The 10,217-nt window shown below is 49.1% G+C and carries 9 protein-coding genes and 3 pseudogenes; 7 read left to right on the forward strand and 5 right to left on the reverse strand.

Annotation, left to right across the window (positions count from 1 at the left end; all coding sequences use genetic code 11):
- Window positions 1-116: 116 nt before the first annotated feature.
- Window positions 117-648, forward strand: a pseudogene (locus ACTBDZ_RS11615) (tyrosine-type recombinase/integrase); the annotation flags it as partial.
- Window positions 649-759: 111 nt separating this feature from the next.
- Here the strand turns inward: ACTBDZ_RS11615 and yccX are convergent.
- A complete protein-coding gene (gene yccX, locus ACTBDZ_RS11620; RefSeq protein ID WP_438815424.1) occupies window positions 760-1,050 on the reverse strand; it encodes an acylphosphatase in 291 nt (96 codons plus the stop codon).
- 201 nt (window positions 1,051-1,251) lie between these two features.
- Between yccX and hspQ the strand changes: the two genes are divergently transcribed.
- Complete coding sequence (gene hspQ, locus ACTBDZ_RS11625; RefSeq protein WP_438815425.1) at window positions 1,252-1,560, forward strand: heat shock protein HspQ; 309 nt, start codon at window positions 1,252-1,254, stop codon at window positions 1,558-1,560.
- A gap of 36 nt (window positions 1,561-1,596) precedes the next feature.
- Here the strand turns inward: hspQ and ACTBDZ_RS11630 are convergent.
- Window positions 1,597-1,893, reverse strand: a pseudogene (locus ACTBDZ_RS11630) (CoA-binding protein); the annotation flags it as partial.
- Window positions 1,894-2,003: 110 nt separating this feature from the next.
- Entirely contained in the window at window positions 2,004-2,159 is a 156-nt protein-coding gene (locus tag ACTBDZ_RS11635; RefSeq protein ID WP_438815426.1) for a CoA-binding protein, read from the reverse strand.
- A gap of 253 nt (window positions 2,160-2,412) precedes the next feature.
- Between ACTBDZ_RS11635 and ACTBDZ_RS11640 the strand changes: the two genes are divergently transcribed.
- Together ACTBDZ_RS11640 and ACTBDZ_RS11645 are read left to right on the forward strand one after the other, a co-directional pair.
- Window positions 2,413-3,042 carry a DUF2057 family protein gene (locus tag ACTBDZ_RS11640; protein ID WP_438815427.1) on the forward strand — a complete coding sequence of 210 codons (630 nt, stop codon included), beginning with the start codon at window positions 2,413-2,415 and terminating at the stop codon, window positions 3,040-3,042.
- A gap of 164 nt (window positions 3,043-3,206) precedes the next feature.
- Window positions 3,207-3,656, forward strand: a pseudogene (locus tag ACTBDZ_RS11645) (methylglyoxal synthase).
- Window positions 3,657-3,697: 41 nt separating this feature from the next.
- Here the strand turns inward: ACTBDZ_RS11645 and helD are convergent.
- Window positions 3,698-5,752 (reverse strand): DNA helicase IV, encoded by a 2,055-nt coding sequence (gene helD / locus ACTBDZ_RS11650; protein WP_438815428.1) that lies wholly within the window; start codon window positions 5,750-5,752, stop codon window positions 3,698-3,700.
- A gap of 224 nt (window positions 5,753-5,976) precedes the next feature.
- Between helD and ACTBDZ_RS11655 the strand changes: the two genes are divergently transcribed.
- Window positions 5,977-6,423: a YccF domain-containing protein gene (locus ACTBDZ_RS11655; RefSeq protein ID WP_438815429.1), complete on the forward strand. Its 447-nt coding sequence runs from the start codon at window positions 5,977-5,979 to the stop codon at window positions 6,421-6,423.
- Window positions 6,424-6,443: 20 nt separating this feature from the next.
- Window positions 6,444-8,573 (forward strand): YccS family putative transporter, encoded by a 2,130-nt coding sequence (gene yccS, locus ACTBDZ_RS11660; RefSeq protein ID WP_438815430.1) that lies wholly within the window; start codon window positions 6,444-6,446, stop codon window positions 8,571-8,573.
- Between the two features lie 113 nt (window positions 8,574-8,686).
- Here yccS and ACTBDZ_RS11665 read toward each other — a convergent pair whose 3' ends face one another.
- Window positions 8,687-9,304, reverse strand: a complete 618-nt coding sequence (locus ACTBDZ_RS11665) for a TfoX/Sxy family DNA transformation protein (RefSeq protein ID WP_438815431.1) — start codon at window positions 9,302-9,304, stop codon at window positions 8,687-8,689.
- 221 nt (window positions 9,305-9,525) lie between these two features.
- Here ACTBDZ_RS11665 and sulA point away from each other — a divergent pair, with 221 nt between their 5' ends.
- Complete coding sequence (gene sulA, locus ACTBDZ_RS11670) at window positions 9,526-10,038, forward strand: SOS-induced cell division inhibitor SulA (protein WP_438815432.1); 513 nt, start codon at window positions 9,526-9,528, stop codon at window positions 10,036-10,038.
- Window positions 10,039-10,217: the final 179 nt, after the last annotated feature.

Genomic DNA, 10,217 nt, shown 5'->3' on the forward strand with positions numbered 1-10,217 from the left:
GATGGTAACGTGGGGAGTACTCATGCTGATTGGTCTGCAAAAAGCAGTAATAAATTCAGAACTTCAGAATACCGTCAAGTCCCGAAAAAAGAAAAATCAGGTGCGGAATGACGGATATAACAGACGAAGAATACAACGCGCTGTACCAAGCCGCTGATATTTTAGTCAAAGTCGCAATGGAGATTTCATATCTATGTTGCGCACGCCAAGGTGATGTTCTTTCACTTCGTCGTGAGCAAATTATGCGTGAAGGAATTTTCATTTGCCAAGGAAAAACGGGGGGTAAAGCAGATAAAATCATGGTCGCCTAGGCTTCAGGCAGTGGTAAAGCTCGCATCAACACTTCCCGTCCGCGCCGGAGTCGTCTCAACGTTTGTGTTGTATCAACCTGACGGTGGTCGATACACGGCTAGCGGATTAAGTAACCGATGGCGAGCAGCGAAAGCCGTAGCCAAGAAAGCTAATCCAGAGCTTAATTTCGATTTCACTTTTCACGATTTAAAAGCAAAGGGTATAAGCGATCTGAGCGGCTCGTTGCAGGAAAAACAGGCTATCTCAGAGCATAAAAATATTGGTCAGACGGCAAGGTATGACCGCAAAGTCAAAGTGGTACCTACAGTAGACGGTCAGCATAAAAAGTCAGATTAAGCGCTCAAAGTGTTCAGAATATTCATTCCAACTAAGCGCTATCTCTTTGCTATTTTCGCTACCTTCTTAGGTTTTAGCATTCTGAAATTAGCACATAACCAATTGATTTTATTAAGTCAGGAGGCTGATTGAAAAACCCGTGTAATCCATCATCGCGCAGGGCTCGACAAGAACGCGCTCAACACGAGCACTGCGCGGCCCCCCCCCCCCCGCTTTTAGCCAAATGATAAGTTGTTCAACCTGCTGCGGCTCACCACTGGCTACCACTTCCACACTGCCATCCTCACAATTTCTGGCATACCCTTTTACGCCCAGCTGTTGAGCCTGCTGTTGTGTGTGATAACGAAAACCAACACCCTGCACCACACCGTATACATAGGCTGTCACACAGTGTTCAGACATCTAAACGCCTCCTCAATCATCAATGGGCAGACACCTTTATTTCCTGCACAGCGATACAATATGCATCATACTATTAACAGTAAAATAACCTCGTTCCGGTAGCAAATACGCTACGTCGACCTTCCACATACAACTTGAAATCTGGGCGTTCGCGCCCATATAGCAATAAGGTTACAGAGTCAGATTATCTCAGGAGGCATTATGATTATCTGTAAATTTGGTATTGGAGAACAGATTCGTCATAAACTGCTGGGATACCCTGGTGTCGTGATTGATATCGATCCTGAATACTCGCTGGTAAGCCCGGCGTGGGAAGAACTGGATGCCCACGATACGCTGCGCTCTGCACCTTGGTATCATGTTGTGATGGAAGATGAACAAGGACAAGCCATTCATACCTATCTGGCGGAAGCACAGTTGATGCAAGAAGCGCCCGACAATGACAGACACTCTTCTCTGGATGAGCTTGCTAAAGAGATCAAGCAGCGAGCGCCTCGCTTACAGCATTAATACCGACCGCGGTGGCCGGTATTACGTGCAGACCAGTTACTTGGCAGGACCCAAGCGCGGAATCTCGATTTTGGGGCAACGATCCATCACCACCTCAAGTCCGGCATTTTTTGCCAACACCGCCGCCTGCTCGTTTATGACGCCAATTTGTAACCACAGCACTTTTGCGCCAATGGCGATGGCTTCTTTAGTCACCTCGTAAGCGGCCTCTGACTGGCGAAAGACATCAACCATGTCCACCTTGCCAGGAATATCGGCAAGTGACGCATAAACCCGTTGACCATGGAGCTCTTGCCCTGCCAATTTAGGGCTGACGGGGATCACGTCATACCCTGGTCACGTATTCAATGAGTGTAGTGTATTGCTACATAGTCTGGCATGCAAAAAAGGTGTTTAAAACCAGCCTGAATGCATGAAGAGAACATAGAGCATGAATACTATTTTTATTGCGGAGCAACACATTGAATACGTGACCCATACCCTTGCTCCAATAAATAAGCCATCACACCATAGCTGGGACGAGAGACTTTTTCACTGGCACCGACCAAAGCAATCGTTTTTACCCTCTCCAAAACCGATTTAATCTCTGCATCCTTCATTGTTGTTACCTCGTATTGCATGGACTTTTTACAGTGTACACCACTGCGCCACCTTATTTTTGTCTTACATTGCCGACAAATCGGGTATTCAATCTGGCGTACCTAAACATAGAAATGTCAGATAAACAAAGCATTAAACGCACAAGGGGGAGAAAATCATAACAGCGATAAAAACTGTTAAAAAATGAAAACTTTGACACATTTAGCCAAATACTCAACAATGGCGCCGTTCAATGATGCCGGAGGAAAGCTGATGAAATTGTACCGTGTTTTAGTGCTGCTTTTCTTCGTCACGAGCAGTATAGCCAGCGCTGCCACCACCCTAAAATTACATCAGGATATTGAACTGCTCGCCGTCGATGGGCAAAAAGTGTCCAGTTCACTGTTAAAAGGTGCCGATAGCCTGGAACTGGACAACGGTCAGCACCAATTGCTGTTTCGGGTGGTGAAAATTATTTCCGCCTCTGGCGGTGAAAAACGCACTTATTCATCGCCGCTGTTGTTGGCCGCGTTCAATATGCGTAATCAGGACGTCATTACCATCCAGTTGCCCGCACTCGACACGCCAAAGGCGCGAGAGCGTTTCGACCTCGATACCCACTACCAACTCGTGGATAACCACAATAACCCTATCAGCGCACGCCTTGACAGGCTTGAACTGAGCAATGATGAGCTCACTCACCAGTTGGAACCCATTCTGGCACAGTATAATGCCGCCAATAAAAATGCATCCGTGACCGCCTTTACCTCGCCCAAGCAGAACGCTAAAACCTGGCCTGAAAATAACGCAGCCAATGCCCAGGACAGCATTGACCCCTTTCTTATCCTCAAATACTGGTTTCGGCAGGCAGACAAAGACACGCAGGATCGCTTTCTGAAATAGGCAAAGGAAAAGGACAAGTAATAAAATCGCACCGCTGTTTTGATTATTTTAACCGCAGTTGCATCAATGCGTTGGTTGTTAGTCGCATTTTTTTCATCTACATCTTTTCAGGGAAATAGCGTTCTCATAATCTGTGTTTATTATTCTGATGAAAGGACGTAAACATGGAACTCACCACCCGTACTATTCCTGAACATAAGCACATTGCTTTAGTAGCGCACGACCACTGTAAGCAGGCTCTGCTGGATTGGGTGAGTACACACAAGAACACGCTGTCTGAACACCACCTTTACGCGACAGGCACCACGAGGAACCTGATCCAACGTACCACCGCGCTTCCAGTCAAAAGCATGCTGAGCGGCACGATGGGGGGAGACCAGCAAGTCAGGGCCTTGATTTCATAAGGAAAAATGATCTTCTTTTGGGACCCACTGAATGCGGTTCCGCACGATCCTGACGTCAAGGCTCTGCTTCGCTTGGCTACCGTCTGGAATATTTCGGTCGCAACCAACCGTTCCACCGCTGACTTTTTGGTTAACTCAGCCCTTTTTAAACAGCCCGTTGAGATCGCCATTCCTGACTACCAACGCTATCTGAATGAGCGTCTGAAGTAACGCGGCACATCAGCGCTACCCGGTTGCTGGCAGCGCTGTTATTAAGGTTTCCTCTGAAGCGGCACACCGATACGCTGTAATTGCTCAACAAAGACAGACGGCGCGTCACGATCGTAGAGCAACCAGACCCGGTGTTTCGCACGGGTTAGCGCCACATAAAGTAAACGACGTTCTTCCGCATCAGCAAAAGGTTCCGGCTGGGGTAACAAGACCTGCTCCAGCAAACTTTCACGCGGCAAGGCAGGGAAACCTTCTTTGCCATCGTTCAATCCCACAATCACCACATAGTCAACCTGTTGCCCCTTGCTGGCATGGATGGTCATAAACTCAATAAGCAGGTTTGGCCATCTCACACTCGCTTTATCCAGCATGGCTGGCCGCAAATGTTGATAACGCGCCAGCACAAGAATACGCTCATCAGGCGTGACGTAACTGCTGAGCTTATCGAACAACGCTTCCAACTGTGTTTCAGGCAGCAGCATAACCGCTTTTTTATCGCCAGCGCGCAGGCTGTTCAGGGGTTTCTTTAACTGATGCGGATTCTGCTGCACAAAGGTATTGGCAATCTCGCCAATACGATCGTTAAAGCGATAGGTCGTATCCAGCGCACAGCGCTCACCGCGCCCAAATTGATGCTCAAATGCCGTGGTCAGCGTCAGTTCCGCGCCACTGAAGCGGTAAATCGCCTGCCAGTCATCACCAACAGCAAAAAGGCGGGTACGCAGATTTTGCCTGCGCAGCGCGGCCAACAGTTGCGCACGCTGGGGAGAAATATCCTGAAATTCATCGACCAGAATATGCTTCCAGGGGCTGATAAAGCGCCCTTTATCCAGCAAATTTACCGCCTGATGGATCAGGCCGGAGAAGTCCACCGCGCCCTCTTCTTTCAATGCTGCTTTCCACGCCTTGAGCAAAGGGGCCATCAAGTGTAAACCACGCTGCAATCTCGGGCGCTGCTCATCATCCGCCAGCGCCAGCATGTCATTTTGACTCCCACCCTGCATACGCATTAGTCCGAGCCAGCGATCCAAACGACCACTCAGGCGCGCTGCCAGACGCGCATCCAGCCAGAACTCGCCGTCAGGCACATCCCACGCCATCCCCTCGCTCAGCCACTCCCGCCATCCTTTGGCTTGCGCTTTCTTCTCCGCGCACTGCTGCTGCCAGGTTTTAATCAGCAGCTCATGTCGTAGCGCGCCATTGCTTTCCAATCGGCTGATAACTGGCGCTTTACGCGTAGCATGCTGAATAATATGCAGTGCCAGCGCATGGAATGTTTTGGCCTGTACAGCGTCCGTATGCAAGCGGGCCTGAATACGTTCGTTCATCTCCCGCGCGGCTTTGCGGCCAAAGGCAAGTAACAGGATTTGTTCCGGCATCGCTTCGTTTCGGTGCAGCAACCAGGCAGCGCGCGCCACCAGTACGGACGTTTTTCCACTGCCCGCTCCCGCCAGCACCAATACGGAATCTTCACCATTGATGACGGCGCGACACTGCGAAACATTAAGCGGAGTCGTTTCTACGCTGTCAAAAAACGCCTGCTCTGAGGAGAGCGTTTTTTCCATCCAGGCTTGGTTACAGGCGGTTCGACACGACTCCCCCTCAGCGAGCCACTGCTGACAGAGGGTGTAGCTGTCACAACAGTTCACAAACTCCGTCAGCCTTGCCACAGGCAGCGGCAAAGAAGCAAACGTTGCGCGAATGTCTGTCTGTAACTCAGTCAACGCCTGACGTGAAACCCAACCATGGAGGTTCGCCATTTGCTCGATATCGGTAACCTGACGCAGCAACGCATCGGCACACACCGCGCTCATGTCGTCACTCCACTGACGCCACATTTTCATCAGATAGCGGTAGAACTGCTGGGTTTCCTGCCATTCGGTGCCATGCAGTCGCACCACCTGGTTTTCTGGCAGCACAAACTCCAACTCCCCCCATACCAGCCCACTCTTGCATTGAATATCCAACAGCTGGTTAAAGGGAATGACATACTCGTGTTTCTCACCGCTCACCTGAACGCCCGCATTGAGCATCCTCACCCGATTGTAGGGGTGTTGCGCCAGATGTTTGCCTAAAGAGGTTGCTTTCAGTTCCATTTTCGTTACGCCATGAAAAAAAGGCTTTTCGGTAGTTTACCTGCGACACAGACCCCTTCTCCAGTGTTAAAACACGTTAAGATATCCCTGCGCTTGATGTAATATTCTTTCTGATGACATCATACGCGATGTGTGCTGAAGCAATGCCATAAGATGTCTGTATTTTGTAATAATAGATGCCCTATTTACGAGACCTTCGCTACGCCTGACATCATGGAGCAACAATGCGAGCCGTATTGAACATTCTTAATTTTGTGCTGGGTGGATTTTTCACTACGCTGGCATGGTCTATTGCAACGCTAATCAGCATTGTTCTGATTTTCACATTGCCACTGACCCGATCATGCTGGGAAATCACCAAGCTATCGCTGTTCCCTTACTGCAATGAGGCGATTCACATCGATGAGGTAGAACCTGAGCGTAAAAATGCCGTATTGAGCGCGGGTGGGACAGTCCTCAATGTCTTCTGGTTTATTCTTTTCGGATGGTGGCTGTGTATATCGCACATTGCCAGCGGCATTGCGCAATGCCTAACGATTATCGGTATTCCTGTCGGGATCGCCAACTTCAAACTGGCGGTCATCGCGCTGTGGCCTGTAGGTCGTCGCGTGGTTTCCATTGAAGAGGCACAAGCGATACGTGAAAGAAACGCGCGCCGTCGCTATCGCTAACCGTCGGTAAGGAACAGACGTTGTTGACATTCATCTCAGGATTCCGGCGTTACCTATACAATAGCGGTTGGTTGTACAACGAGCGTATTTTTATTGCCTTAGCCGGCGCTGCGTTGCTGCCCTGGTGGATGGGTCAACCTACCACTACCATTTCGTTAACGCTCGGGGTGGTGGCCGCTGCGCTGACCGATCTCGACGATCGGCTAACAGGCAGATTACGCAATTTGTTTATTACGCTACTTTGTTTCTTTATCGCGTCTGTATCCATAGAACTGCTTTTTCCTTACCCGTGGTTATTCGGCATCGGTCTGTCCTTTTCAACGGCAGGTTTTATTCTGCTCGGTGCATTGGGTCAGCGCTACGCCACGATTGCTTTTGGCGCTCTGCTCATTGCCATTTACACCATGCTGGGCGTGTCCCTGTATGACAATTGGTATCAACAGCCGCTTTTGCTGCTCGCGGGTGCGTTGTGGTACAACCTGCTTACATTGTTGGGGCATGTTGTCTTTCCCATTCGTCCTTTGCAGGACAGTCTGGCGCGATGCTTTGAGCAGCTTTCCCACTATCTGGATGCCAAAGCGACACTGTTTGATCCCGATATTGATGATTCGACCGATAACCCATTGATCGATGTGGCACTGGTTAACAGTGATGTGGTGGCAACGCTCAATCAAGCCAAAGCCTCTTTGTTAACCCGGTTACGCGGCGATCGCGGACAGCGCGGCACTCGCCGCACGCTGCACTACTATTTTGCAGCACAAGATATTCACGAACGCGCCAGTTCCTCGCACGTGCAATACGCTCAGTTACGTGAAACCTTTCGCCACAGTGATATTCTTTTTCGTTTTCAACGTTTACTGACAATGCAGGCACGCGCCTGTCGCCAATTGGCGCAATCCATTCTGTTACAGCAAAAATATCAGCACGATGGACGTATCGAACGGGCGTTTGTTTATCTGGATGCCGCACTGCATGCTTTTTTTGCCAAAGATGGTGCAAATCCGGTCCAAGGAAAAGCATTACGCCACCTGCTGAATAATCTGAGCGCCATTGATGCTCAGTTAATGAATATTGAATCAGAGCAATGGCTGGAATCGCAGCAGCAGATGGAAGAAAGTCTGGCTGATGATGGGCTGACCGGTTGGAGTGATATTCGGCTGCGCATCAGTCGTCATCTTACACCTCGTTCAGCCTTGTTTCGCCACGCTATCCGTATGTCTGCCCTGCTCTGCGGGGGTTATGCGCTTATTCAACTGACGCACATGCAGCACGGCTATTGGATTCTGCTCACCAGCCTGTTTGTGTGTCAGCCAAACTACAATGCAACGCGGCGGCGTTTGGCGCTGCGTATCATCGGGACGCTGGCAGGCATCCTGATTGGGATACCGGTACTCTATTTTGTTCCCTCGCTTGAAGGACAACTCACGCTGATTGTTATCAGCGGTGTGCTGTTCTTTGCCTTTCGCAACGTACAATATGCCCATGCCACCCTGTTTATTACCCTATTGGTTTTGCTCTGCTTTAACTTGCTGGGTGAGGGTTTCGAAGTGGCAGGACCACGCATTCTGGATACGCTGATTGGCTGTGCCATTGCCTGGGCTGCCGTCACTTTTATCTGGCCGGACTGGCGTTTTCGCGGTTTACCTGCGGTCATCGATAAAACCATCAATGCCAATTGCCGTTATCTGGATGCCATTCTTGAACAATATCATCAAGGTAAAAGCAACAGTTTGCGTTACCGTATCGCGCGCCGCGATGCGCACAACAGCGATGCGGAGCTGGCCTCTGTTGTCGCGAACATGTCTTCTGAACCCCATGCCATCAGAAATACGCTAGATGATGCGTTTCGCTTTATGTGTCTTAACCATACGCTGCTGAGCTATATTTCTACGCTCGGTGCCCACCGAGAAAAGCTGGTGATGCCGCAGACGCTACAACTGCTGGATGACGCTATTGGCTATATTGATGCAGCACTGCACCATCCTGACATTGACGTAAAAACACAGCGAGAGGGGTTGTTGACACGTCAACAGCAGGTACAGCAACTTGCCCCCGATCCAGACAGCAAGGAGCAACTGGTCTTGCAGCAAATTGGTCTGATCATCGATGTTTTGCCAGAACTGACGCAGTTGAAGGGGGTTATCCGTTGAAAGAAGCTATCCGGTGATAGTACGCACTGTCAAAATGGTGCAGAGAAGACGCTAAGCATAAAAACATATAGCGCGGCATCATTGCCTTTGAAGATACCGCGCAAGTTGACGTTTCAGGTTTTAGGCAACGGCGCTGAATGATGTTTATACCATTCAATCAGCTCGTTTCTTACCCCTTTTGGCAAAGCGGCCTGATGCGTTCTGCAAATCGCGCCCGCCAACGCCAGTAAAATATTCACACTGGCATGTTTACTGACAGCTTTTAACTTCAAGTAGCTCTCCTTTGCGCCGTGTTGTTGCAGCTCGTCAGCATTTCTGATTCCCGCCTTCCATAACATTCGCTCAAGATCGTGATTCAGATTGGGCAAATCCTTTAACCGTGTGCAGTGCTCACGCTCTAATTTATCCTGCTCTGCGCCCTCAAGCGACATTTTGGCCAATTGTAGCAGCTGAGTCGGTTCCTCCCATAAGACCTCCCCCACCAGATAGTAACTCAACGGAACGGGCATGCCCCGTTTGGTATAAACCAGGTGCGGCATATTCAGTGCAAGGAAATGAGGCTCACAGCGCTTGTTCGCACGTAAATAAAGCTCCCCGTTGGAGATAAGGCCAAAGATCGTTTTATTTGCCGCGATGCTATAACCGCCAAATTGAGAACGGGTGGTAATTTCTCCCAATGAGGAGAAAGAAACTTTTGATTGCAAAATCCTTTTTTTGCATAACTGATTCATACAACACCCTTTAGTATTGAAAATCAATCCTCTGTCTGTATATGTGTTCTTAACGTGTTAAAGTAATTAATCACAAGGTTGGTAAGGCTTCAAACACAAAATGTGATCTCCGCCCACTGCCATGCCAATTATGCGAAGCGCTTCAAAAAAAAGCAGGTTGATTCTCATCCATAGCCGATAAACTGTATACACATACAGTAATACTAAGGATGAAACCCATCATGCGTGCGCACTCTATTCGTTCAGAACGTCATCAGCCAGCCTCACTGCACAGCGCTCCGATGCCACGGCACACTGTTGCAGGATACGGCAGCGGTATCATCAGCGAAATCGACTACAGTGTTGAGCACCCAATGACAACGCTTCTGTTACTTCTTCCCCTTTTGCAACAATTAGCCGCGCAATCACGCTGGCTACTATGGCTGGCCCCACAACAAAAAATTAGCCGCCACTGGTTACAGCAATCGGGTTTACCCCTGGATAAAGTTATTCAACCTTATCACCTCAACCCCAATGAAACCGTGGATGCAATGGAAAAAGCACTGTTAACGGGAAATTACAGCGTTGTCTTATGCTGGCTTGAGCACCATTTGACAGAAGAAGAAAGTATGCGTTTGAGGCAAGCTGCCCAAAAAGGAAACGCCTACGGGTTTATCATGAGACCACAGTATATAAACGGAGAAGAAGATGGACTATTTTCTCGCCTAAAAATTCATTCAACGCTGTACCATTAAGTAAATTAAGAGTTTTCTCATCTGAGTATCGTCATCCTGGTTTGTTTTACGCCAAAACCACGGATATGCAGGTGTGATGCGTGTCAACCATTACGGGGCTTTGTTGAATAAATAGAAAGTTTGGGTAATCATCGGATCAGATCACCATAGTTGTTTCAAAATCAGGTCTCCATGGCAAA

Source organism: Symbiopectobacterium sp. (assembly GCF_051710365.1).
GTDB lineage: Bacteria > Pseudomonadota > Gammaproteobacteria > Enterobacterales > Enterobacteriaceae > Symbiopectobacterium.

Excerpts from the sequence above, each read along its gene's own strand:
- ACTBDZ_RS11640 (WP_438815427.1), top strand. The coding sequence starts at position 2,413 with ATGAAATTGTACCGTGTTTTAGTGCTGCTTTTCTTCGTCACGAGCAGT.
- ACTBDZ_RS11665 (WP_438815431.1), bottom strand. The coding sequence starts at position 9,304 with ATGAATCAGTTATGCAAAAAAAGGATTTTGCAATCAAAAGTTTCTTTC.
- ACTBDZ_RS11635 (WP_438815426.1), bottom strand. The coding sequence starts at position 2,159 with ATGAAGGATGCAGAGATTAAATCGGTTTTGGAGAGGGTAAAAACGATT.
- helD (WP_438815428.1), bottom strand. The coding sequence starts at position 5,752 with ATGGAACTGAAAGCAACCTCTTTAGGCAAACATCTGGCGCAACACCCC.
- yccX (WP_438815424.1), bottom strand. The coding sequence starts at position 1,050 with ATGTCTGAACACTGTGTGACAGCCTATGTATACGGTGTGGTGCAGGGT.
- hspQ (WP_438815425.1), top strand. The coding sequence starts at position 1,252 with ATGATTATCTGTAAATTTGGTATTGGAGAACAGATTCGTCATAAACTG.
- ACTBDZ_RS11655 (WP_438815429.1), top strand. The coding sequence starts at position 5,977 with ATGCGAGCCGTATTGAACATTCTTAATTTTGTGCTGGGTGGATTTTTC.
- sulA (WP_438815432.1), top strand. The coding sequence starts at position 9,526 with ATGCGTGCGCACTCTATTCGTTCAGAACGTCATCAGCCAGCCTCACTG.